Source organism: Mucilaginibacter rigui, assembly GCF_014773275.1.
GTDB lineage: Bacteria > Bacteroidota > Bacteroidia > Sphingobacteriales > Sphingobacteriaceae > Mucilaginibacter > Mucilaginibacter rigui_A.
Map to the genome: position 1 here is coordinate 831723 of NZ_JACWMW010000002.1, position 25408 is coordinate 857130.

The 25408-nt window shown below is 42.1% G+C and carries 22 protein-coding genes; 19 read left to right on the forward strand and 3 right to left on the reverse strand.

Annotated features, from left to right (window positions below; all coding sequences use genetic code 11):
• Positions 1–179 precede the first annotated feature (179 nt).
• Positions 180–1094: an alpha/beta hydrolase gene (locus tag IDJ75_RS10810; protein ID WP_191175634.1), complete on the forward strand. Its 915-nt coding sequence runs from the start codon at positions 180–182 to the stop codon at positions 1092–1094.
• Between the two features lie 553 nt (positions 1095–1647).
• On the opposite strand, the gene IDJ75_RS10815 is transcribed toward IDJ75_RS10810, so the two are convergent.
• Complete coding sequence (locus IDJ75_RS10815; RefSeq protein ID WP_191175635.1) at positions 1648–2517, reverse strand: transglutaminase-like domain-containing protein; 870 nt, start codon at positions 2515–2517, stop codon at positions 1648–1650.
• A gap of 45 nt (positions 2518–2562) precedes the next feature.
• Between IDJ75_RS10815 and IDJ75_RS10820 the strand changes: the two genes are divergently transcribed.
• Positions 2563–3348, forward strand: coding sequence for an O-methyltransferase (locus IDJ75_RS10820; protein WP_191175636.1), 786 nt, complete (start codon positions 2563–2565; stop codon positions 3346–3348).
• A gap of 3 nt (positions 3349–3351) precedes the next feature.
• Positions 3352–3861 (forward strand): hypothetical protein, encoded by a 510-nt coding sequence (locus tag IDJ75_RS10825; protein ID WP_191175637.1) that lies wholly within the window; start codon positions 3352–3354, stop codon positions 3859–3861.
• A gap of 8 nt (positions 3862–3869) precedes the next feature.
• Here IDJ75_RS10825 and IDJ75_RS10830 read toward each other — a convergent pair whose 3' ends face one another.
• The gene (locus IDJ75_RS10830; RefSeq protein WP_191175638.1) at positions 3870–5006 is read right to left on the reverse strand and encodes a BamA/TamA family outer membrane protein; all 1137 of its coding nucleotides are present in this window, start codon (positions 5004–5006) and stop codon (positions 3870–3872) included.
• Between the two features lie 190 nt (positions 5007–5196).
• On the opposite strand from IDJ75_RS10830, the gene IDJ75_RS10835 reads away from it, so the two are divergent.
• Complete coding sequence (locus IDJ75_RS10835; protein WP_191175639.1) at positions 5197–6174, forward strand: deoxyhypusine synthase family protein; 978 nt, start codon at positions 5197–5199, stop codon at positions 6172–6174.
• A gap of 169 nt (positions 6175–6343) precedes the next feature.
• Here the strand turns inward: IDJ75_RS10835 and IDJ75_RS10840 are convergent, their stop codons facing one another.
• Positions 6344–8392 carry a tetratricopeptide repeat-containing sensor histidine kinase gene (locus IDJ75_RS10840; protein ID WP_191175640.1) on the reverse strand — a complete coding sequence of 683 codons (2049 nt, stop codon included), beginning with the start codon at positions 8390–8392 and terminating at the stop codon, positions 6344–6346.
• Positions 8393–8946: 554 nt separating this feature from the next.
• Here IDJ75_RS10840 and IDJ75_RS10845 point away from each other — a divergent pair.
• From IDJ75_RS10845 to IDJ75_RS10915, 15 genes are all read left to right on the forward strand, one after another.
• Positions 8947–10215 (forward strand): cytochrome c3 family protein, encoded by a 1269-nt coding sequence (locus IDJ75_RS10845; protein ID WP_191175641.1) that lies wholly within the window; start codon positions 8947–8949, stop codon positions 10213–10215.
• A gap of 41 nt (positions 10216–10256) precedes the next feature.
• Positions 10257–13316 (forward strand): TAT-variant-translocated molybdopterin oxidoreductase, encoded by a 3060-nt coding sequence (locus IDJ75_RS10850; protein ID WP_191175642.1) that lies wholly within the window; start codon positions 10257–10259, stop codon positions 13314–13316.
• Between the two features lie 28 nt (positions 13317–13344).
• Positions 13345–14817, forward strand: a complete 1473-nt coding sequence (gene nrfD / locus IDJ75_RS10855) for an NrfD/PsrC family molybdoenzyme membrane anchor subunit (RefSeq protein WP_191175643.1) — start codon at positions 13345–13347, stop codon at positions 14815–14817.
• A 2-nt stretch (positions 14818–14819) separates the two neighbouring features.
• Positions 14820–15356, forward strand: a complete 537-nt coding sequence (locus IDJ75_RS10860) for a DUF3341 domain-containing protein (protein ID WP_191175644.1) — start codon at positions 14820–14822, stop codon at positions 15354–15356.
• Positions 15349–15924 carry a c-type cytochrome gene (locus IDJ75_RS10865; protein ID WP_317173761.1) on the forward strand — a complete coding sequence of 192 codons (576 nt, stop codon included), beginning with the start codon at positions 15349–15351 and terminating at the stop codon, positions 15922–15924. Before IDJ75_RS10860 ends, IDJ75_RS10865 begins: the two co-directional genes overlap by 8 nt.
• An 11-nt stretch (positions 15925–15935) precedes the next feature.
• On the forward strand, positions 15936–17195 hold the full coding sequence (locus tag IDJ75_RS10870) for a quinol:cytochrome C oxidoreductase (RefSeq protein ID WP_191175646.1): 1260 nt from the start codon (positions 15936–15938) through the stop codon (positions 17193–17195).
• 48 nt (positions 17196–17243) lie between these two features.
• Positions 17244–18437, forward strand: coding sequence for a cytochrome c oxidase subunit II (locus IDJ75_RS21545; protein WP_191175647.1), 1194 nt, complete (start codon positions 17244–17246; stop codon positions 18435–18437).
• A 19-nt stretch (positions 18438–18456) separates the two neighbouring features.
• Positions 18457–20349 (forward strand): cytochrome c oxidase subunit I, encoded by a 1893-nt coding sequence (locus IDJ75_RS10880; RefSeq protein WP_191175648.1) that lies wholly within the window; start codon positions 18457–18459, stop codon positions 20347–20349.
• An 82-nt stretch (positions 20350–20431) separates the two neighbouring features.
• Entirely contained in the window at positions 20432–21493 is a 1062-nt protein-coding gene (locus tag IDJ75_RS10885; RefSeq protein WP_191175649.1) for a COX15/CtaA family protein, read from the forward strand.
• Complete coding sequence (cyoE, locus tag IDJ75_RS10890) at positions 21490–22359, forward strand: heme o synthase (RefSeq protein ID WP_191175650.1); 870 nt, start codon at positions 21490–21492, stop codon at positions 22357–22359. Before IDJ75_RS10885 ends, cyoE begins: the two co-directional genes overlap by 4 nt.
• Positions 22356–22937, forward strand: coding sequence for a cytochrome c oxidase subunit 3 (locus IDJ75_RS10895; RefSeq protein WP_224746563.1), 582 nt, complete (start codon positions 22356–22358; stop codon positions 22935–22937). The genes cyoE and IDJ75_RS10895 overlap by 4 nt, the downstream gene beginning before the upstream one ends.
• Positions 22938–22943: 6 nt before the next feature.
• Positions 22944–23657 carry a cytochrome c oxidase subunit 3 gene (locus IDJ75_RS10900; RefSeq protein ID WP_191175651.1) on the forward strand — a complete coding sequence of 238 codons (714 nt, stop codon included), beginning with the start codon at positions 22944–22946 and terminating at the stop codon, positions 23655–23657.
• A 20-nt stretch (positions 23658–23677) separates the two neighbouring features.
• Positions 23678–24025 carry a cytochrome C oxidase subunit IV family protein gene (locus tag IDJ75_RS10905; RefSeq protein WP_191175652.1) on the forward strand — a complete coding sequence of 116 codons (348 nt, stop codon included), beginning with the start codon at positions 23678–23680 and terminating at the stop codon, positions 24023–24025.
• Positions 24025–24723, forward strand: a complete 699-nt coding sequence (locus tag IDJ75_RS10910) for an SCO family protein (protein ID WP_191175653.1) — start codon at positions 24025–24027, stop codon at positions 24721–24723. Before IDJ75_RS10905 ends, IDJ75_RS10910 begins: the two co-directional genes overlap by 1 nt.
• A 105-nt stretch (positions 24724–24828) precedes the next feature.
• Complete coding sequence (locus IDJ75_RS10915) at positions 24829–25404, forward strand: DUF420 domain-containing protein (RefSeq protein ID WP_191175654.1); 576 nt, start codon at positions 24829–24831, stop codon at positions 25402–25404.
• The last annotated feature ends 4 nt before the right edge of the window (positions 25405–25408 follow it).

Consider the following 25408-nt stretch of genomic DNA (forward strand, 5'->3'; position numbering starts at 1 on the left):
GGGAGGGGTGCGGCTGGCTGTGCAATGCAGGGAGGGGTTTATTAATAGTTCGTTAAACCCCTTCCTGCACCTTCCCAAGGAAGGAATCGCATTCAGCTTACTAAAAACGATGCTGCACAACAGCATCGTTTTTTATTGGTGTAAATTGTAACTTGCCTCAACCAATTTATACATCTGCTATGATCAGGAATATTTTTGTCGCGATAATTTTGACCACTATAACCACAATGGCTTTTAGCCAGGAAAAACCGATACTGCTTTACCCTAAAGGTGTGCCTAACTCAAAGCCCACACCGGCAACCTATGCAGAGGTTACAGATAAAAGTAACTGGATAACCAAAGTAAGTATACCAACGCTAACGCCATACCTGCCTGCAAAAGGCACGGCTAATGGTACAGCTGTGGTAATATGCCCGGGCGGCGCTTATGCGGGCCTGGCTTCGGCACATGAGGGTTTCCAGATAGCGCAGGAGTTTAATAAGATCGGTGTTACTGCCTTCGTGCTAAAATACCGCCTGCCCAGCGACAGTATTATGGTTGATAAAACCATTGGCCCCCTGCAGGATGCGCAGCGCGCTATCCAAATGGTTAGGCAGGATGCCGCTAAATGGGGCATCAACCCAAACAGGATAGGTATTATCGGTTTTTCGGCAGGCGGCCACCTGGCATCAACCGAGGGTACGCATTTTGATAAAGTGGTTATCGATAACAAAGATAACATCAGCGTTAGGCCCGATTTTATGATGCTGATCTATCCCGTAATAACCTTTGGCGAAAAAACGCATGCCGGCTCGCGCGAGAACCTGATAGGGAAAGAGTTGCCGCAGGATAAGGTAGATCTGTACTCGAACGAAAAGCAGGTTACTGCCAATACACCCCCAACCTTTATTGTACACGCCGAAGATGATGACGTGGTACCTGTTGAGAATGCTTTATTGATATACGATGCCCTGGTAAAAAATAAGGTTAAAGCTGCAATGCATATCTTCCCGGCAGGCGGCCATGGGTTTGGTTTAATCAACCCCAAAAGTAAAGGCCTTTGGTTTGATTGGGCCAAGGTTTGGATGGGCGATAATGGTTGGTTGAGTAAGTGAAAAATATATGAATGGTTGTCTTTAGCTAAAGTGGGATTGATACTCAATACTGTGAGCGCAATAGTATTATTGGTTCTCATAAGATATTGATGTGTTAACAATTATAAATATTTAGCACTGTATCTTGATGATCCGCATCTTTCAAGAGGTAATGATGAACCCTACTTATCAGCATCATTTTCCAAACATTTCAATTGGATAAGAAGATCATACCAGCAAGTAGGGCACCTCCTGTCGGCAAACGCTACAACTGCCCGGACTTAGGCTGCCGCTGGTCAAATATTCGCCCGGCTACCTGGCCGGTCACTGTTGCCAAAAGGGTCATATCGTCCATTGCATGGAAGGGAGTTTTGACATCGAGTTTGCCTCCGGTGAATTTTTTTACATCAAACAAAGGCGAAAGTTATGTATCCGATGATGTCAGCTACATCTAAAAAAGGGGTAAAACTATTGATCATCGATGGCGACTTTTTAAGAGACTATCACGGACGTTTTTAAGGCGAAAAAAGACGTTTTAAGGTCGTTAAAAATCTCTTTTTGCCTGAAAATCCCTTCACTCTCCCGGTACTATAAAAATATTCAGCAGCTCATTCAACTCGTCCACTTTCTCTGAAGAGCCAAGGTGCTCGTATGCACTAATGAGGTTGCGTAGTACGCGTTTAATGATATCGGCGTTTGAGCAGGGTTCATAAAACTGCTTGTCAAACTGCAGGTTAAGCTGCTTCAAAAACATATCTACATCCCGGCGGCCAAATATATAGCCTTTGTTGAAGGCATTGATGTAAAACAGGATGCCGCCTTCAAACTCGCTTTCGCGGCTTTCATCAAGGTAGGCCAGTATAAAGTGTTGGGGCAGGTTTACGCCATAAACCGGGATATCCAGCTTTTGGGCAATGATGGAATAAATAATAGCCAGCGAGATTTGGTTACCCTTTTTTGTTTCCAAAACCTGGCTAATGTAGCTGTTTTGCGGGTCGCGATGATTGGCGGTATTACCGCTGAAGCCATGGATGCTGTAAAATACATGGTTCATCAGTTTTACCTGCTCAACAGGGCTGGCCTCGTTCATCATCTGGATCCAGATATCGCGTTTGATGGATTCTATCTGGTTAATCACCCTCTGTTCGTCAAGGTCGGGGTATTGGTAACGGTTGATAATGAGAATGCCCTGCAATAAGTCGAACGCGCCGCTTTGGTACCAAAGCTTCAGATCGTTTTTTACGGTACCGAACTGGATCTCGTGTACCAGGTTGGCAATCCGTTCCTGTTGTATAGGGTCGAAGGCTTGCTCAAAGGCATTCTCCAGGTATTGGATCACCTCCGGGCCGTATGAGGCCAGCTTTTCATGTACGTGACCAAAGATCTCGGTGTCAGGGTCGTCAAGCAAACGAATTAATGAATTTACTTCTGTAGGATTAATCATATCACTTCATGCTAAAATACTAAACGTTTTAATATTTTTACAGCTATGTTCAATTTAACGTTCGCAAAGGATTTTCTGTTGCATAGGCTTAAGTCAAAAAACCGTCATGGTTTGCACTCGCCGTTTGTTTACCGTTTGGTAGATGAGGTTATTTATGATAAAAAGCCCTATCCGGCGTATGATAGCATTGAATACCAGCGCGACCACCTGCTGGTAGACGATCGCCACATCACCGTTACCGACCTTGGCGCAGGCTCGCACGTAAACAATAACAAGCAGAAAAAGATAAGCGATATTACATTGAATGCGCTAAAACCGCCAAAGTTGGCCAAGCTGCTTTATCGCCTGGCGGCATTTACCAAACCTACCAACATTGTTGAGTTGGGCACTTGCCTGGGCATTACCACCTTATACCTGCAAGCCGCCGCGCCCGATGCCAAAGTTTATACTTTAGAAGGCTGCCCTCAAACCGCCGGTGTTGCCAAAGATGTTTTTGACAAAGCAGGGGTGAAGGGTATCAGCATCATCACCGGGAACTTTGATGATACCCTGCCGGGTGTAATTGCCGGCCTGGATAAGCTCGATTTTGTGTACATAGACGGCAACCACCAGCGCGATGCCACCCTTAAGTATTTTGAATGGTGCCTGCCAAAAGTGCATGAAGGTACCATGCTCATCTTCGACGATATTTACTGGAGCGAAGGCATGAAACAAGCCTGGGCGCAAATAAAAGCCCACCCGGATGTAACCGCTACGGTTGACCTTTACTGGATAGGACTGGTGTTTTTTAAACCGGGACAGGCTAAAGAGAATTTTTTAATAAAAGTATAGTAGATGAAATTAAGTTTACTCTTTGCAGTTTTCTGGATGACATCTGCACATGCAACAGGATTACCTGGTTGGTTCACCAAATCGTTTAATGAGAAAAAGTTAAATGAACGGTATCTGATCATAAAGCCCATTAAACCAGGTTATTTAGAAGCCGATTTTACCGGTGATAAAATAAACGATATAGCTGTTCAAGTGCTCGACAAAAAAAGCAAAAAAAGAGGGATCCTGATTATTGATGGCGGAACTAAAACGTATTACATTTTTGGAGCGGGACAAAAAATTCCAGACGAGGATTTTAATGATACTAATTGGTTAAATGGATGGCGCCTACATAAAGATAAATTTGCTTACCAAACGATATTCGACGCGAATGGAGATATTTCAGGAAGCAAAAAAGTAAAAATCCCTCATCCCGCTATATCTATTTACTCGCTTCAAGATGGAGATGAATTAGCCGGGGTTTTAATTTATTGGAACGGGGCAGGGTATACTTCTATTCACCAGGGAGAGTAATTAACCTACTAAAAGGCTTCCCCTAACCCCACATAAACGCCGCTTTGCCTGCTTTCGCCGGGGCGCTTTTCGCCAACGCCGTAATCTACGCGAATGCTGAGGCCTTTTTGTACGTCGAAAAAGTAGCGTAAGCCGCCGCCATAGTTAGGCTTTAATTGTTCGGTACTAAACTCTTTATTAAACACTTCACCAGCCCCTAAAAAACCCACTATGCCGAAGCGCTCGCTCATGCGGTAACGCAGTTCGGTTTGCCCCGCTATCATGTTACGATCGCGGAAACGGCCGTTGTAGTAGCCGCGCATCATTTCGTCGCTGCCAAGGGTAGGTAACAGGTAAAATGGCGACTGGCTGCCCGTCAGGTTCTGGCTTTGTACATCAAACCCTAAAACAAACTTTTTACTTAATGCTACAAAATGGGTAAGTTCCACATTTAAAAAACCACCACTGTAGTCGCTGTTCCCTCCAATGCCGTTCATAATGTTGAAATAGCTGGTTATGGTGCTGCCTTTGGTGGTGTAAGTATTATTGTTGCGGCTGTCGAATATAAAACTCGGGCCTGCATAGAGGATAGTGCCGCCATGTTTGCCCTCAATGGTTGGGTCGGAGGCAAAAATACCGGAATTGTCCTGGTCATTAAAGCGGTAATCATAGCCACCGGCAACAAGGCCTATATAAATATTGCTGCCTATCTTTTTTTCACCGGTAAGGGTTACACGTACACGCTTTTGGCCAAGCCTGTCGGCATCAGCCTTAGCTGTATTGTTACCCACTCCATAAAAATCAAAAGGGAAATTAATATAGCCAACCTGCCCGGTAAAATGATAACGGTTATGTGGCGCCCAGTAACTGCTGCTCAGGTTTAAACGGCTTTGGCCTTTTGTAGTAATGGTGGCGTAGGCAAATATATTTGATACCCGGGTATCGTTACCCAGTGTGTCGGTGTAAAAAGAATATAACGCCGAGCCACCTGCCTCCAGCCCTGTTTCGGGGGCCGAGCTTATCACAGGTAAAATAACAAAGCTCCCTTTTTTGGTGGTATCCTTTTCAAAATACATCTTGCGGATAAACTTTGGCAATATTTTTACCTGGGCAAAAAGGGGCTGTACAAGTATAAAAAGTAATAAAACGGTAGTAAGTTTCTTCATGTAATAAGCTTCTTGAGCTTAAAGACTAAAGCCTAAAGCTTTTAGGATATTTTGCTTTTTGCTCTCTGCTTTCGGCTTTTAGCTTTAGCAACAAAGGTAAATTTAAAGCACTTGTTTTACTGAATTTGTAATTTAAAATTCTGATGTGCACAAAATACCTACTTTTGTAATTAAATATTTGATTGAAAAGATGAGTACAAGAGGCCCAATATCTCAGTTTATCGAGAAAAATTACCTGCATTTTAATGCAGCGGCGTTAATGGATGCAGCCAAAGGTTATGAAACGCATTTAACCGAAGGTGGCAAAATGATGGTGACCATAGCAGGTGCTATGAGTACGGCAGAATTGGGTATTTCGCTTGCCGAGATGATCCGCCAGGGTAAAATTGATATTATATCATGTACAGGGGCCAACCTTGAAGAGGATATAATGAACCTGGTAGCACACTCGCACTACAAACGCGTGCCAAACTACCGCGACCTGAGCCCGCAGGACGAGTGGGACTTGTTAGAGAACCACTACAACCGTGTTACTGATACCTGTATCCCCGAAGAAGAAGCCTTCCGCAGGTTACAAAAACATATTTACAAAATTTGGAAAGATGCTGATACAGCAGGTGAACGTTACTTTCCGCATGAGTTTATGTACAAAATATTACTAAGCGGCGAGTTGGAGCAATATTATGAGATAGACCCTAAAAACTCGTGGATGCTGGCGGCTGCCGAAAGGAACCTGCCAATTGTTGTACCGGGCTGGGAAGACAGCACCATGGGTAACATATTTGCATCGTACGTTATAAAAGGCGAAATAAAAGCTACTACCATGAAAAGCGGTATCGAGTACATGGCATGGCTGGCCGGCTGGTATCCCGAAAATTCGGGTGGTAAAGGCGTAGGCTTTTTCCAGATAGGTGGCGGTATAGCGGGTGATTTCCCAATTTGTGTTGTGCCAATGCTTTACCAGGATATGGAGATGCCGGAAATTCCGTTCTGGAGCTACTTTTGCCAGGTGAGCGATTCAACAACCTCATACGGTTCGTACTCGGGCGCGGTGCCAAACGAAAAAATAACATGGGGTAAGCTTGATATTAACACACCTAAGTTTATTGTAGAGAGCGATGCAACGATAGTTGTACCGTTAATATTTGCGTGGATATTGAAACAATAACCAGCATATAAAATTATAAAGAAGGCCCTTTGGAGAAATTCAAAGGGCCTTCTTTATATAGGTTAATTATAGTATTCCCGGCCTTTCCCCGTATGTGTATCACCAAAAACTCCTAACATAGTAAAAAGGTATTAATTGGTGGGTTCATCATATCTTATTGGGCAGCTACTTATGTATTTAATGGCAACTGTAGCTTAAATGTAGCGCCCCCGCCATCTATAGATTGTATATCGATAGTGCCACCATGGCCTTTAACAACAATATCATAGCTAAGTGAAAGCCCCAAACCCGTCCCTTCGCCGGTAGGTTTGGTGGTAAAAAAGGGCTGCAATATCTTGTCTTTAATATTATCGGGCATGCCTGTACCATTGTCTTTAACAATAATTTCAACATGGGTGCTATTTAAGGTAGTGGCTACATCAATTACAGGTTTATAGCCCGCCCCGGCCGTTTTGGCTTTTTGCTGCACGGCATAAAAGGCGTTATTAAACAGGTTAAGCATTACCCGGCCCACATCCTGCGGTATAACATTTACCAGGGGGAGTGCATTATCAAAATTGGTTACTATGTCGGCGTTAAAGTTTTTGTCTTTAGCCCTTAAGCCATGGTAGGCAAGGCGCAAATATTCGTTTGTCAGTTTGTTTAGGTCGGTAGGTTCCTTTGTGCCGTTACTTGCCCTTGAGTGTTCCAGCATGCCTTTTACAATACCATCAGCGCGTTTGCCGTGATGGTTTATTTTGGACAGGTTCAGTGTCAGGTCATCGGCAATAGCCAACACATCTTCGGTATTGCCGGCTGCTACCTCTTCCTTAAGTTCTTGTAATAACTCAACGCTTACTTCCGAAAAATTGTTGACGAAATTGAGCGGGTTCTGTATCTCATGCGCAATGCCAGCTGTCAGTTCGCCAAGCGAGGCCATTTTTTCTGATTGGATGAGTTGCTGTTGCGCGGCCTTAAGTTCTTTTATGGTTTCATTTAGCTTATCGCGCTGTGTGGTCACTTCGTTGCGCTGGCGGCCAAGTTCGTGGTTGGCCAGGGTGATAAGTTTGTTAGAGCGTCGCTGATTGAAATAATTGAGCCCGATGAAGGCCAAAAGCAATAGTAATGCAACTATACCGGCAATAAACATATTGCGTTGCTGCCCGGCCTTAACATTGGCAAGTTGCTGCTGATATTTCAACATATCTTCCCGGGCACTTGCTTCATTTTTAAGAATGAGTTTTTGCTGTGTCTCGTTGGTTATACTGTCACGAAAAACAATGTAATTTTTGTACGCTTCATAGGCATTTTTATAGTCGCGGATACCGGCGTAGCTTTTGCTCATGTCTCGCCAGTTTAACATTATTGATCGTAAATATTTTGCCTGCTCAGCGCCTTCCATGCTTATTTTTAAGTATTTAAGCGCTTCCTGGTGCCGTTGAGATGGCTTAACGCCCATTTTTACAAGTAAGGAATCGGGAGCATCCTGGTAAATATTGCCGATAGTGCCAAATACTGCTGCCGCAGCTAACGTATCATGACTTATTTTTAAGGTTTTACGGCAATAATCAATGGCCAGCAGGTATTGCTTTGATAAATAATAATGCCAGCTAAGGCTGCCGTAAACGTTCATCTTTAGTTGCGGGTTTTTTGATTCCTCGGCCAGGGCCAGGGCTTTTTTATCAAAGGCAAGTGCGGTGTCGTATTTTTCCCAGTCGGCATAATCGTTTGCCAGGGTAAGGTATTCGCCTAAAATATATTCTTTCAATCCCAGTTCCTGATAGCCTTTTAAAGATTGGGTATGATACTTAACTGCCATTTCGTGATTTTGAAAGTCATAATATATTTGGCCGATATACGACAATATATAAGGCACATATTGCTTTTTGTTACTTTTCGCTATTTCCAGGGCTTCGCGGGCATATATAAGTGCATTGCTATAGTCAGTACGGTTTTTGTATACAAAAGATAAGTTAAGATCTGCAGTGACTATCCCGTTAAAAAACCTCAACCTTTTTGCCAGTCCCCTTGCTGATGTATAGGTAGTTATCGCCTTATCGCTATTGCCTGTTTGTGCTTTTATAGCCGGGTTAAAATAAGCTTTCACTTTATTAGTGTCGTCTTTCATAGCAGCAATTTTCTGCAGTAATGTATCAAGCCCGGCCCGGGGAAGTTTTTGGGCCTTGGTATAAAAAGAGAACAGGACAATAGCAATACAGAGGAGGAGGTTTTTGATCATTGTTAGGTAAATAAGGTTGCAGCGTTACAATGTTAACATGGCAAAAGTTAAATTACAATTAATTGCAAAACTTTATATGGGTTCTGCCGGGTATTTATAAAATGATTTTACCGGGTAATTTATTGTTTTGATTATGTTACAGTTAACTATATAATGCTATGGCAGGGGATAAATTATGAGCCTTTAAATTATGTTTTATAATTAATAGTACCCTGCTATTGGTATTTGAGAAAATAAGTTGCAATTTTAATGTACCCATGTAGCCGGGCTGTTTGTTATTGCCTGGATATTAGAATAATAGTTGAGTTTTAGAGAGACGTATTGTTAATCTCTTTTACCCTATATACCCTGTATTTAGCAAAAAAGCCTTTAGATGTAATTTAAAGGGCTTTTATTAGTAATTTAGAACGATTATAAATTAGATATTGGTGTCATTATATTGTCAGCGATACTGTAATAAATTATACTTTTGTGCCTGAAAAAGTGCCAAAAACATACAGCTCTACGTCAGTTTAACACTTTAATATAAAAATTATTTAGCATAAATACCTTTTATGAGAAATATCTCATTGATTTTTAAACAGTTTTCAAGGTCGGTTTTACTAATTGCCGGTTTGGTTGTTTGTGGTTTAACAGCCCATGCGCAAACAGATGCAGCAAAAGGTGAAGCTATATTTAAGGCCAAGTGTACAGCGTGCCATAAAATAGATACGCGTATGACCGGCCCGGCCTTAGGTCCGCAGCTTACATCAGAAACTGATGATGCCTATTTAACCAAATGGATCCAAAACAACCAGGCATTAATTGCTGCCAAAAACCCCAAGGCCGTTAAAATATTTAACGAATACAACCAGGCGGGTATGACAGTATTTGCCGAATTGAGCGATGCTGATGTGGGTAATGTTATTACTTACATCCGTGCCGATTGGAAAAAGATCCAGGAAGATAAAGCCAAAGCACCTGCCGCTGGCGCAGTTGCCGAAGACAAAGGCCCAAGCAGCCTGGTTATCTGGGGTTTGTTAGGCGTTATCGTTATCGCTTTCATTGTAATCCTTGTATTAAACAAAGTAATTGCAACGCTTGAGCGTTTGTTGCTTAACAGGCAAGGTATTGTACTTGAAGAAGATGCTGAAGAGGAAAAAGTAAAAGCCGACCGCACAGCAACTTTCAAAAAACTGCTGAAAAACAAAAAGCTTGTATTCTTTATAGTGCTTTGCGGTACTATAGCGATGGGCAGCTTTAGCTGGGTAACCATGTGGAACACTAACGTTCACCAGGGATACCAGCCGGTACAGCCTATTAAATACTCGCACGAGTTGCACGCCGGCGCTATGAAAATAGAATGCCAGTACTGCCACACAGGCGCTTTCAAATCTAAAAACGCTTCAATCCCATCATTAAACGTTTGTATGAACTGCCACAAATCTGTTAAAACAGAATCGCCGGAAATTCATAAGATCTATGATGCGTTGGGTTATGATCCTAACACCGCTAAATACGATAGCACTAAAGCAAAACCAATTCAGTGGGTACGTATACACAATCTGCCGGATCTGGCTTACTTTAACCACTCGCAGCACGTTAAGGTTGGTGCTATTAAATGCCAAACCTGCCACGGCCCGGTTGAAACCATGAAAGAGGTTTACCAGTACTCGCCATTAACAATGAAATGGTGTATACAATGCCACAAACGTACCGAGGTTAACGGTAAAGGCAATGCTTACTACGATAGCATACTTGCTGCCCATGATAAAATTAAAAAGGGTGAGAAAGTTACCGCAGCAGTATTAGGCGGTATTGAGTGTGCTAAGTGCCACTATTAATAATTATCAAGAACAGTACATTACAGTTTATATAACTATAAATGGATAGCAATAAAAAATACTGGAAAGGTTTAGAAGAACTGAACAGAACACCAGAATTTGTTGAGAAAAATAAACACGAGTTTGCCGAGCCAATCCCTATTGAAGAGGTACTAAGCGGTGGCGGCCTTATGGGCAAAACTCCACGTCGCGACTTTTTAAAGGCACTGGGTTTTGGTGTGGGTGCAGTTACTTTAGCGGCTTGCCAAAAAGTACCGGTACACAAATCAATCCCATACTTAATAAAGCCGGAAGAGGTAACACCGGGTGTGGCCAACTACTACTCATCAACTTACGACGGTAGCGCTATATTGGTTAAAACCCGCGAAGGCCGCCCTATTAAAGTTGAAGGTAACCCTAATGATCTTTTATCAAAAGGTGGTTTAAGCGCACAGGCACAGGCATCAGTGCTTGACCTGTACGATAACAGCCGTGTGCAGGACCCGCAACAAAATGGCAGCCCTACCGGCTGGGCGCAGGTTGATGCTTTTGTAAAAAACCAGCTTGCAGCTATCGCGGCAAGCGGCAAAACAATCAGCATTGTAACTTCAACTATACACAGCCCATCTACCCAGGCTGTTATTAATGATTTTATAGCAAAATATCCTACTGCAAAACACGTAAGTTATGATGCAGTATCATATACAGGTATTATAAAAGCTAACCAAAACAGTTTTGGTAAAGCAGTATTACCTCATTACAACTTTGATAAAGCAGACGTTATTGTAAGCTTCGCGGCCGATTTCCTTGGAACATGGATCTCAGGCGAAGAGTTTACACGCCAGTACGTATCAAACAGGAACAACAAATCGCTTGAAGCTAAGAAGATGTCACGTCACATCCAGTTTGAGAGCGGGATGAGCCTTACCGGTACCAATGCGGATGTGCGTATAGCTATTAAACCGTCTGAAGAAGGTGTTGCACTGGTTAACCTTTACAATGCATTATCAGGTACAACTTTACCGGGCTCAAGAAAATTAACAACAGCTAATGCCGATAAGGCGATATTGCTGGTAGCAGCCGAATTAAAAGCCGCTAAAGGTAAAGCATTAGTTGTTTGCGGTTCAAACGATGTTGCTACACAAGTATTGGTAAATGCCATTAACTCTTTATTAGGCAGCTACGGTACTACAATTGATCTGGATAACCCATCGCGCCAGTACGCCGGCAACGATGCTGAAATTGTTGATTTCATCACCCAGGCAAAAAATGGTACAGTTGGCGCAGCTTTATTCCTTGATGCTAACCCTGCTTATGATTACCACTCTGCAGATGCAGTTAAAGATGCTCTTAAAAAGGTTAGCCTTAAAATATCTTTCTCTGACCACGCCGATGAAACCGCTGCACTTTGTAACATCATTGCACCAAACCACCACTATTTAGAGTCGTGGGGTGATGATAGCTCGGTTACAGGTTACTACACTGTAATGCAGCCAACCATTAATCCGGTTTACAACACCCGCCAGGCCGAGCAAAGCCTGCTGGTATGGAGCGACAACCCGGTTAAAGATTACTATACCTATGTTAGAAATAACTGGAACAATAACTTATTAGCTAAAGGCGGCTTATCAGGCCAGGCTGGTTGGGAAACCTTATTACAAACAGGTTTTGTATTAGCAGCACCGGTTGCAGCGGGTTCTTACACCTTTAACTATGATCTTAACGCTGTTGCACAAACCATATTAAACCAAAGCGCGAAATTAGCAGAAGCTAAAGTTGAGCTGCAGGTATACCAGAACACAGCAATGCGCGATGGTAAAAGGGCAAACAACCCTTGGTTACAAGAGCTGCCTGATCCGGTATCTAAAGTTACCTGGGACAACTTTGCAGCAATGTCTCCGTCTGATATTATAAAATTAGGCCTTGACGAATTTGAGGTTATTAAAATTGAAGCAAACGGTTACACTGTAACATTACCTGTATTATCACAACCGGGCCAGGCGCCGGGTACAATATCAGTAGCTGTTGGTTATGGCCGCACAGCAGCCGGTTTGGTTGGTAACAATGTAGGTAAAAACGCGTATCCTTTCTTAAGCTTCCTTAACGGCACGTTCCAGACAAATGCATCTGCAACTATAACCGCAACAGGCGATATATTCCCGCTTTCGCAAACACAAACGCACCATTCATTTGAAGGCCGTAATGTGATACGCGAAGCAAGCTTTACCGAGTACAAAAAGAACCCGGCAGCAGGAAGCGGCGCTGAAGGTGAGCACGAGAAATACGACCTTTGGGAAGCAACCAATGAAGATCATATCCACGCACGCCCCGTTTATGACTGGGTTATGGCTATCGACTTAAATGCATGTACAGGTTGCGGCGCTTGCGTTGTAGCATGTAGCGCAGAAAACAACATACCTGTTGTTGGTAAAGACGAAGTTGGCCGCCGCCGTGAAATGCACTGGATCCGTATTGACCGTTACTATAGCTTTAACAACGATAGCAATGGCCACGCTGTAACCAAAGAAAAAGAAATTGCAAAACTGGATAACTTTAACAATGTAACTGTTGTTCACCAGCCAATGCTTTGCCAGCACTGCGACCACGCACCTTGTGAAACTGTTTGCCCGGTATTAGCTACCGTACACTCAAGCGAAGGTTTAAACCAGATGGCATATAACCGTTGTGTTGGTACACGTTACTGCGCAAATAACTGCCCGTATAAAGTACGCCGTTTCAACTGGTTTAACTACTGGAACGATTCGCGCTTTGATAACTACCTGAACAACGAGCATACACAATTAGTACTTAACCCTGATGTTACTACACGTTTCCGCGGGGTAATGGAAAAATGCTCAATGTGTGTACAACGTATACAGGCAGGTAAATTACAGGCTAAAATGGAAAAACGCCCGCTTAGGGATGGTGAGGTTAAAGTAGCCTGCCAGCAAACTTGCTCTGCAAACGCTATTGTGTTTGGTAACAGGAACGACCCTAACTCTGAAGTTTCAAAAGCTTTGAAGAGCGAACGTACTTACTATGTGCTTGAAGAGCTTAACGTAAAACCGGGTATTGGCTACCAGGTAAAAGTTAGAAACACTGGAACTGAATCATTGGCTTAATTTTTTACATCGAGATATATAACAACATATGAGTCATCATCATGAATCGATAATCAGGGAACCGTTAATGACGGGCAAGGATATAACCTATGCCCAAATTACTAACGATATATTGTTGCCTGTAGAAAATAAACCCAACAAAGCTTGGTGGATAGGTTTTACCGTATCATCATTAGGCGCATTGCTTTGGGTAGTGTCCATCAGCTACACCTTTTGGTTTGGCTTAGGCGCTTGGGGATTAAACAAAACTGTAGGCTGGGCGTGGGATATCACCGGTTTCGTATGGTGGGTAGGTATTGGTCACGCCGGTACGCTTATTTCTGCGGTACTGTTAATCTTCCGTCAAAACTGGCGTAACTCTATCAACCGATCGGCTGAGGCGATGACCATCTTCGCCGTTATTTGTGCCGCTACGTACATTGTAGCACACATGGGCCGCCCATGGTTAGCATACTTTACATTACCGCTGCCAAACCAGTACGGCTCACTTTGGGTAAACTGGAACTCGGCACTGATGATGGACGTGTTTGCGATATCAACTTACTTCTCGGTATCATTATTATTCTGGTACACAGGTTTACTGCCTGATATCGCTTCGATACGTGACCGTGCAACAGGCTTACGCCGCCGTATTTATTCAATCCTATCTTTCGGATGGACAGGGTCATTAAAAACCTGGCAGCGTTTCGAAACCGTATCATTGATATTAGCGGGTATATCTACACCACTGGTACTTTCGGTACACACCATTGTATCATTTGACTTTGCTACGTCGTTAGAGCCGGGATGGCACACCACTATCTTCCCTCCATACTTCGTTGCGGGTGCTATCTTCTCTGGTTTCGCAATGGTACAAACACTATTGCTGGTTACCCGTAAGGTATTAGGTTTAGAGAACTATATCACCATGTTCCATATCGAATCGATGAATAAGATCATCATGCTTACAGGTTCAATTGTAGGTGTGGCATATATCACCGAGTTCTTTATCGCATGGTACTCACAGGTTGAATACGAACAGTACGCTTTCATCAACCGTGCAACCGGCCCTTACTGGTGGGCATACTGGAGCATGATGAGCTGTAACGTTATTTCACCGCAGCTGTTCTGGTCTAAAAAATTACGTACAAGCATAAAATTCTCGTGGTTCCTGTCAATCATCGTGAATATAGGTATGTGGTTTGAGCGTTTCGTAATTATCGTAACCTCATTACACCGCGATTATATCCCATCAAGCTGGGCCATGTTCTATCCAACATGGGTAGATGTAAGTGTGTTCATCGGTTCGATAGGTTTATTCTTTACCATGTTCCTGTTATTTATCAGGGTATTGCCATCGGTAGCAATTGCCGAGGTAAAACTGCTGCTGAAAACATCAAGCGAGCAGTCTAAGAAGAAACTGATAGAAGAAGGGCACCTTGATCCGGTTGAGGTTCAGTATTACAAAGAGTCCTTAACGAAGTACGACAGTATTGACATGGCTGATTACGAAAAAGTATAAAAATGAGCAAGACTAAATTTATATTGGGCTGTTTTGATGATCCTGACAACATGATGCAGGGTATCGATAACTTACAGAAAAATAGTATCCCTATTTATGATGTATATACACCAATGCCTATCCACGGTATTGAGGACAAAATGGGCGTGAAAGATTCACGGTTGGGTTATGCAGCGTTTTGCTTTGGTTGCCTTGGCGCCTCGGTAATATTCAGCATCCTGTTTTATACACTGGTACTTGACTGGCCTCTGAACGTGGGTGGTAAACCAAGTTTCTCAATACCAAACTTTGTACCGTTTACCTTTGAGTGGACCATTTTATTTACCGCATTTGGTATGACGATAACTTACTTTGCATCTACTCACCTTTTTCCGGGCCGTGCGCCACGTGTAATGGACCTGCGTGCAACTGATGACCGTTTTATTATAGCAGTAGATGCTAAAGGGAACGTACCGCACGAGGATATCACCAATTTATTAAAACAAGCAGGAGCAGTAGAAGTAAAGCATAACGAAAGAAAATATGTTAGCTATGAATAAACTTAGAATATTGGGCACAACGGCTATCGTTATTGCTGCATCGATCGTAATTACATCATGCAAGGATAAGCGTAGTACCGGCTGGGAATACGCCCCCAATATGTACGAGCATAAAGCATTTGACCCGGATCAGGCCAACTCTAACTTTAAGGATGGCAAAACAGCGCAGGTACCCCCTGCAGGTACTATACCGGTAGGATTTAAACGTTTTGATTACCCGAATACAAAAGACGGGTATGAAAAAGCAGGACTTGATGTGACCAGCCTTATAGCCCAAACACCTCAGCATTTGGCAGAGGGTAAGGTATTGTTCACTACATTTTGCTCGCCTTGCCACGGTGTAACAGGGCAGGGTGATGGTTTGGTTGTGCAGCACGGGTATCCGCCGCCGCCATCATACTCAAAAGGGCAATCATCACGTGGTGGTGCGATGAAAGATCTTACAGACGGAAAAATCTATCATACTATAACTTACGGTGTTAACGCGATGGGATCATATGCATCACAGATTGCACCCGATGATCGCTGGAAGATAGTTATGTATGTACACCATTTACAAAATTTATAAGATTATTTTTAATGAAGACTCACAATAGTTTTGAAGAAAGATTTGAATTCAACGGCACTGCCAAAACGTTGAGTTTAGTTTTTATTGTAATTGGTGTACTCGCAATTGCATTAGGATTTATTTTTGGTGGTGAGCACGTTCAGCGTACTTATAGCAATTTATTGCTTATGTCTTACTACTTTGTTTGTGTTTGCACGGCAGGCGTATTCTTTTGCGCGTACCAGTATGTAGCACAAGCTGGCTGGTCGGCTGCTTTTATCAGGATACCACAGGCATTTGCCAAAGTATTGCCTATAGCCAGCCTTATTCTTATCGTGATAGTAACCTTTGGTTTATTCACAACCCATAAAGTTGTTGAGCACGGTAAAGAAGAAGTTGTACCTTATTTATATGCGCACTGGGCTACACATGGCCTTACCATACCGGGCAGCGAAAACTTTGACCCGATAATTTTTGGCAAAAAAGCATTCTTAAACATCCCGTTCTTTTACGGTATGCTGGTAGTGTTGTTAGGCGCTTACAGCTACTTTGGCTGGGCTTTAGCTAAATGCTCTGAAAATGAAGATAGCGTAGGCGGCATGAGCAACTACGATAAAAGCTTTAAGCTGTCGTGTATATTCCTGGTAATATTTGGTTTTACCTTCCCGATCTTCGCGTTCGGTGTTATTATGTCGTTAGAAGCACATTGGTTCTCAACCATGTTTGGTTGGTACAATTTAGCTGCTATGCACGTAAGCGGTTTAGCTATTATTGCCCTGGTGATGATATACCTGCAGAAAAAAGGTTACTTTACCTGGTTACATATCGACCATTTGCACAGCATGGGTAAACTGATCTTCGGTTTCTCTATTTTCTGGACATACGTTTGGTTTGCACAATTCTTCCTTACCTGGTATGCCAACATCCCTGAGGAATCGGTTTACTTTTACATCCGTTGGGAGCCTCAATATAAATTCTGGTTCTGGTTAAATATTGCCATGAACTTTTTAGCTCCATTGTTAATGTTGATGTCGCGCGATGCAAAACGAGTTACTAACCGTATGATGTGGACATGTATTATATTGATAGCCGGCCACTGGCTTGATTATTATATTATGATTATGCCGGGTACAGTAAAAGAACACAGAGGTTTTGGTGTAGAAGAGATTGGCATATTTTTAGGTTTTGCAGGTTTGTTTACCTACCTGATGTTAAATACATTAAGCAAGTTTAATTCCCTTGTGCCTAAAAAACATCCGTTCCTTGAAGAGAGCCTGCATCATCACATATAATAATTGTTAAATTTGCAACCGGATACAGCAATTCAAATAACCAATAAAATGGGATTCAAACATTTAATAAATACTAAAAAAATACTTTCGCTTTTAGCTGTTTTTATGCTTTTGGGTACAAGCATGCTTTTTGCCCAGGGTACGGAAACAGCCGGGGCTGCTGCTTCACCAGCTGCTGATGCAGTTAAGGATAATGGCTTAGCTACCGCAGGTTACTATATCCTGCTTTTCCTTATCGCTTGTTTTATTGTAGGGATAGTTGGTAAAATACTTCGCGTGTTTGACCTAACCCAGCAGATACAAGGGAGAAACCCTATCAACTGGAATAATATTATGGGTGTTTTATGCCTTGTATTCCTTATTGCAGGTGCATACGGCGCTTACTGGGAATTTACAGTACATGGCAGCATGATATTGCCCGGTGCAGCATCAGAGCATGGTGTTAAAATAGACGAGATGTTTTGGACAACCACCGTGTTAACAATGATAGTGTTTGTAGTAACACAAATATTGCTGTTTACATTCCTGTTCAGGTACCGTTATAATGCAAAACGCCGCGGCCATTTCTTACCGCATAACAATACTATCGAAAAAGTATGGACAATAGCCCCGGCTATCGTTTTAACTATACTTGTTATTTTCGGTTTCTTTACATGGCAAAAAATTACCGATAGTACAAACACTAAAGGTGATATTAATATTGATATTACCGGCCACCAGTTTGCCTGGGAGCTACGCTATACCGGCCGCGATGGTTTATTAGGCAAAACCGACTATAAACTTGTTAGCGGTGTAAATAAGCTTGGTATCGATTTTAAAGACAAAAACAGTTATGACGATTTACAGGCCGATACCATGGTTATACCGGTACGTAAGTCTATCAGGTTAAACATACACGCGCAGGATGTTATCCATAGCGTTTATATGCCGCATTTCCGTGTACAGTTAAATGCGGTGCCGGGCCTGCCTACCTTCTTTAAATTTAAGCCTACCATTACTACTGCAGAGATGCGTACCAAATTGGATAAACCAACATTTGAGTACGAAATACTTTGTAACAAAATTTGCGGTGGTAGCCATTATAACATGAAAAAAATTGTACGTGTGGTTACCGAAGCTGAATACCAGGCATGGATAGCTCAGCAGAAACCATATCTGACAGACGCGGTTAAAAAAGACCTTAAATTTGCCGTAACAGAAAAAAAAGAAGTACAACCAAACAGGTTAGCGTTAAACAATTAATACAAAAAGATTAGCGAGTATGTCAACATTAGCAGTTCACGATCACGGAGTAGCACATCACGAAGACGATCACGGACAACATCATCATAAAGCAACGTTCCTGAATACTTATATATTCAGCCAGGATCACAAAATGATTGCCAAGCAATTCCTTATTACAGGTATGGCAATGGCCTTCATAGCCATGATTTTATCAATCCTGTTCAGGATTCAGTTAGCTTATCCGGATAAAGCATTCCCTTTAATGGAAACATTATTAGGCCGTTTTGCACCAGGTGGGCGTTTAGATTCTAACTTTTACCTGGCGTTGGTAACCATACACGGTACCATCATGGTATTTTTTGTATTAACAGCCGGTTTGAGCGGTACTTTCGCCAACCTTTTAATTCCATTGCAATTAGGTGTACGTGATATGGCTTCGCCGTTCATGAACATGCTTTCATACTGGTTCTTCTTTATTGCCAGCGTTATCATGTTATCATCATTCCTGGTACAAAAAGGCCCTGCAAGCGGTGGTTGGACAATTTATCCGCCATTATCTGCACTACCTAAAGCCATGCCGGGTTCTGGTATGGGTATGACGTTATGGTTGATCAGTATGGTACTCTTCATCGCTTCACAGCTCATGGCAGGTATCAACTACGTAAGTACCATCCTTAACATGCGTACAAAAGGTATGGACCTTTGGAAAATGCCATTAACTGTATGGGCATTATTTTTAACCGCTATATTAGGTGTATTATCATTCCCTGTATTAGTTGCAGGTGTGGTATTATTAGTATTCGACCGTAGTTTTGGTACAAGTTTCTATCTTTCAGATATCGTACTGAACGGTACACAAATACAACCTTTTGAAGGTGGTAGCCCTATCCTGTTCCAGCACTTGTTCTGGTTCCTTGGTCACCCCGAGGTATACATCGTAATTATGCCTGCAATGGGTATCTCATCAGAGGTTATGTCGGTAAACTCGCGTAAACCAATCTTTGGTTACCATGCAATGGTTTACTCACTAATAGGTATAACCGTATTATCATTTATTGTATGGGGTCACCACATGTTTGTTACGGGTATGAACCCGTTCCTGGGCGGTGTGTTCATGATCACTACATTGATTATCGCGGTACCATCGGCAGTAAAAACATTTAACTGGCTGGCTACACTGTGGCGCGGTAACATCCGCTTTACATCAGGTATGCTGTTTGCTATCGGTATGGTGTCATTCTTCATCTCAGGTGGTTTAACAGGTATCTTCTTAGGTAACGCCGCGTTGGATATCAACCTGCATGATACATACTTTGTAGTTGCCCACTTCCACCTTGTAATGGGCTCGGCGGCCATATTTGGTATGCTTGCAGGTGTTTATCACTGGTTCCCTAAAATGTTTGGCCGTATGATGAATGAGCGTTTAGGTTACCTGCACTTTTGGTTAACATTTATTGGCGCTTATCTTGTGTTTTTCCCAATGCACTTTATGGGCCTTGATGGTGTACCACGCCGTTACTACGCATTCACCGAGTTTGAATCAATGAAACAATGGCTATCTGTAAATACATTTGTTACCTGGGCGGCAATCATGTCGGCAGTAGCACAGTTAGCATTCCTGTTCAACTTTATACATTCTATATTCTGGGGTAAAAAAGCGCCACAAAATCCATGGGAATCAAATACTCTGGAGTGGACTACGCCAGTTGAGCATTTACATGGTAACTGGCCGGGCGAGATCCCAACCGTTTACCGTTGGCCATATGATTACAGCAAGCCTGGTGCCGAACACGACTTTATACCACAAACAGTTCCGCTTTCTCAAACAATGAGTTCAAACCTTCCGCACGATTTTGAGGACAACCCGGTAGGTTTAGAGGAACATACTAAATGGACAAGTGCTCAAAAAAGTAACGAAGAAGTAAAATAACATATACTGATCTGATCTTTTAGGGTATCTGTGCAGGAATTTACATCCGTAGCAGGTACCCTAATTTGTTAGAAATATTTAGATGAGCATAAAAGCATCCGGGAATACGTTCGTAAAAGTTAACCTCATAACCATTATAACGCTGTTTTTAGTGATACTGGCAGGCGGGGTAGTGCGTAGCACGGGCTCGGGTATGGGTTGCCCTGACTGGCCTAAATGTTTTGGCAGATATATTCCACCAACCAATATATCTGAATTGCCGGCTAATTATAAAAAAACTTACTCTGATAAACGCCTGGCGAAAAATCAAAAGTTTGCGAAAATGCTTGATGCTTTGGGTTACGATCAACTTGCTGCACAGATCCGTAACGACAGATCAATACTGGTACCCGAAGAATTTAACAGTGCCCGTACCTGGACAGAATATCTAAACCGTTTGGTAGGCGCTGTATCAGGATTATTTATGTTGCTTTGTGCCGTATATTCTTTTAAGTACTGGAAAACCAATAAGGCAATTGTTTTTCTGAGTGTATTTAACCTGATATTGATATTTTTTCAGGCATGGCTGGGTTCTCTTGTTGTATCCACCAATTTAACAGCCTGGACGGTTACGGTACACATGCTTATTGCCTTAGCCATATTGGCTATCAGCATAGCAACCTATCACATGGCAAAAGTACAAGGCAGGTATAAGGTACAAAGCAAACCATTGGTAACAATAGTTACCTTATTGGTTTTGGCGATGAGCATTTTACAGATAACATTTGGCACCGAGGTGCGCGAAAAAATAGATGCAGTAACCAGCCATTTAGAAGGCAATTACCGCGATAGCTGGGTAGCCAGGGCAGGCGAGATATTTTCACAGCACCGCGATATGGCTGTGATAGTGTTGATATTAAACCTCATTTTGTACGCGCTGATCCGTAAAGGCTTTAACAGGCATTCGGTACAGCAACAGTTAATGAGTTTTACGTTTTTAATGATCATGCTGCAAATAGTTACCGGCATATTTTTATCATACTGGTCGTTACCACCGTTTGCACAAGCATCGCATATAGTACTGGCAAGTTTATTGTTTGGCGCTCAGTTTTATTTATTGCTGAACTTATTTAGTTCGGTTAACGTGCAGGGGGCAGGCAAATGAAGGATTTTATAAAGCTGGTAAAATTACGTTTAACGCTTCTTGTGGTATTTTCGGCTTCTATATCATTTGTTATAGGCAGTAAAGTAAACGGCCCTATTGATTGGAGTAGCTGGGATTTTTGGAGTAAATGGTTATTACTGATAAGCGGCGGCTTCCTGGTAACATCGGCAGCAAACGGGTTTAACGAGATTATTGAGAAAGACCTTGACCGTTTAATGAAGCGCACCGCAGACAGGCCTATCCCATCAGGCCGAATGACTAACGGGCAGGCATTAGTAATAAGCTTGTTTATGGCCATATTAGGCACATATTTGCTGGGTAAACTTAACTTAACTACCGGATATTTATCGGTATTTTCAATATTACTTTATGCCTTTGCTTATACCCCATTAAAACGTAGATCGCCAATAGCGGTATTTGTAGGGGCTATACCGGGCGCGTTACCACCACTTATAGGTTATGTTGGTGCGCACCCTAAAATAGATGAAATAGCACTTATATTATTTGCCATACAGTTTGTTTGGCAGTTTCCGCACTTTTGGGCTATTGCCTGGGTGCTGGACGATGATTACAAGCTGGCTGGTTTCCGCCTGTTGCCAAGCGGTAAACGCGACAGAACAAGCGCTGTAATTACTTTTGTTGTAACTTTAATTTTGTTGCCAGTAAGCTTATTGCCAACATATTACGGTTATGGCGGTTATTACGTAGGCGGGGTTTCATTAGCAATGGGCCTTTTATTTTTATACCAGGCATTTGGCCTGCTGCGTACGCTTGAAATTAAGTCGGCGCAAAAGCTAATGTTTGGCTCTTTTTATTATTTGCCGGTAGTGCAACTAATGTTTTTATTTGATTTTATAGGAAAATGATGTCCAAGATACAGCAAGAAGACAGATTAAACCTGGCACCCAAAAAATTCAATATGTGGATCTTTATATTCACATCTTTTATGTTTTTTGCGGCGTTAACCAGCGGTTTTATCGTATATGTGGGCGGCAGCTCGGCACACGGCATGAACATCAAAATGCCTGATGCTTTTATGTACAGCACCGCTGTAATTATGTTAAGCAGCTTAACTATGTTTTTAGCAGCAAGGGCTGCCAAAAGTTCACAGTTTGGCAAACAAAGGCTTTACCTTTGGCTTACCATTATGTTAGGCGTAGCCTTTTTCGGGATCCAGTTATATGCATGGTCATACCTGGTGAAAAATGGTATTTATTTTAGCAACCCAAATGCATCCCAGTCCTTTATATATGTATTCACCGGGATGCATTTATTACACATTTTTGCCGGTTTGTTGTTGTTGGCCAATACGCTATGGCGTAGCTACCGCAGCATAGAGCAGGTTAAAAATTTATACAGTGTACAGATGTCCTCTATTTTTTGGCATTTTGTCGATATTATATGGATTTATCTGTATGTTTTTTTACTTTTGAACCAACAATAAAAACTCATGAGTGTACAAGTATCACCTATTGATGAAGTAAAGACAACGCCGTGGTCTGGAGGCAAATCTCCGTTTAATGTAGAGTACGGTAAAATGATGATGTGGTTTTTCCTCCTTTCGGATGCGTTTACCTTTTCATCGCTATTAATTGCCTATGGTGCGTTAAGGTTTAGCTCAAACAGCTGGCCTGCTGCCGATCTTATTTTCCAGTCGGTTCCCGGAACCTCGATAGAACATGGTGCCCCCCTTGTATTTGTGGGCTTAATGACGTTTATCCTGATCATGAGTTCGGTTACTATGGTACTGGCAGTTGAGGCCGGTCACCGCATGGCAAAAAAAGAAGTTGTAACCTGGATGGTATTCACTATTATAGGTGGGTTTATGTTTTTGGGTTGCCAGGCGCTTGAGTGGAACCACTTGCACCACGAAGGCTTTTGGTGGGGCAGTATCCCGCATGATCTGAAAGAATTTTTTCATGAAGGAGCACCTTTATCAGCAACCTACACCCAGCAATTTGCAAACCTTTTCTTTACCATTACAGGTTTCCACGGTTTCCACGTATTTAGCGGGGTTATCATTAACATTATTATCACTGTAAACGTGTTGTTAGGTACTTACCAAAAACGTGGCAGCTATTTAATGATAGAAAAAGTTGGCCTTTACTGGCACTTTGTAGACCTTGTTTGGGTATTCGTATTTACTTTCTTTTACTTAGTTTAAAAAAATTAACATATATAAATATGTCAACAGAAACAACACAAATTCATCACGAAGAGCACGGTGAAGGAATGACCCGCAAAAAAATATGGAAAATATTTGGTGTATTGCTTGCCATTACCGTAGTTGAATTTATTATAGCATTAGTTTTGGTACCAAAAGGTATTATTCCTTTGCACACAGCAAACCCAATATACATTGTATTAACACTGGCTAAAGCGTTTTACATTGTTGCTTACTTTATGCACTTAAAGTTTGAAAAAATTGGGTTAGCCCTTTGTATCATTGTGCCGATATTATTCATAATTGGTTTGATATTGGTGCTTACAAACGAAAGCCACTACTGGATAGACCTGAGGCCAAAATTGTAATGCGTAAAGGGTCAGTCCTGAAAAAAATAATAATCCTGGTATTGATATTAGCTTTACCGGGATTTTTATATTATTTACTAACCGCAAAGGGCAAAAACAGGTACAAACCACTATCGTTTTACGGGCCAAAAGTAGTTGCTAAAACCGGCCATAAGTTTCATGGTACGTTTATACCCGATACCATTTACCACAAGCTAAGCGATTTTAACCTGACAGACCAAAACGGAAACACTGTATCTTTTAAAAATTTCGACAAGAAGATATTTGTAGCCAGCTTTTTTTATACTAACTGCCCAAGCATTTGCAACACGGTAAATAAAAACATTAGCGAACAGGTGTACGCCTACCGCAAAAACCCAATGGTGTACTTTGCCAGTATAACAGTAGACCCACAACGGGACACACCGCAGGGATTGAAAAAGTACGCGGCACAGTACGAGGAAACAAAAAAGTGGTTATTTCTTTCGGGCGACACCGCTACTATTTATAACCTGGCCCGCAAAGGCTTTTTGGTTAATGCAGTACAGGCTGGTAAGGATGATTTTATATACAGCGATAAACTGATATTGATAGATGCAGAAAAACGCATCAGAGGGTATTATGACGGTACATCAGCCGCCGACCTTACTAAGCTTAACGACGAAATAAAAGTGCTGATAGCCGAAGAACTGCGTAAGGTTGATAAGGCTTTGTATTAGAAGCAAGAAATCAAGAATCAGGAGTCAAGATGAAACTCTCTGATCAATATAATGAATTAACGAATCCTGACTCTTGTTGTCCTGATTCCTGACTCTCTTAAAAGAATGACCGATAAATTCATATTCCGTTTTGTTGCGGGCGTAACCATATTTGTTGTTGCAGTAGTTATTGTACTAAACCGCCATCTGATACCCGGGCCTGAAACTCCGCCTGCGTTTACGCCATATTTGCCAATGCTTAATGCCATATTAAATGGTACCTGCAGCGTATTGCTGTTAACATCTTTGTATTTTATTAAACAGGGCAATATTACCGTTCATAAACGTTTAAATATTTTAACGTTCTGCCTGTCATCATTATTCCTGGTATCGTATATCTTGTTTCATTATCTAATGCGTACAGATACTATGTACGGCGATGTAAATGGTGATGGTATATTATCAAAAAGTGAGCTTGCAGATGTTGGCAGCCTCAGGAAAATTTACCTCTTGATATTGGTGCCTCATATTGTACTTGCCGCCGGCGTACTACCCCTGATATTATTAAGTTTTTACCGCGGCTTACAAATGCAGGTACAAAAACATAAGAAACTGGTAAGATGGGCGTTTCCTATATGGTTATTCGTTACAATATCGGGCGTTGTTGTATATTTGATGATCAAACCTTACTACCATTTTTAATCAG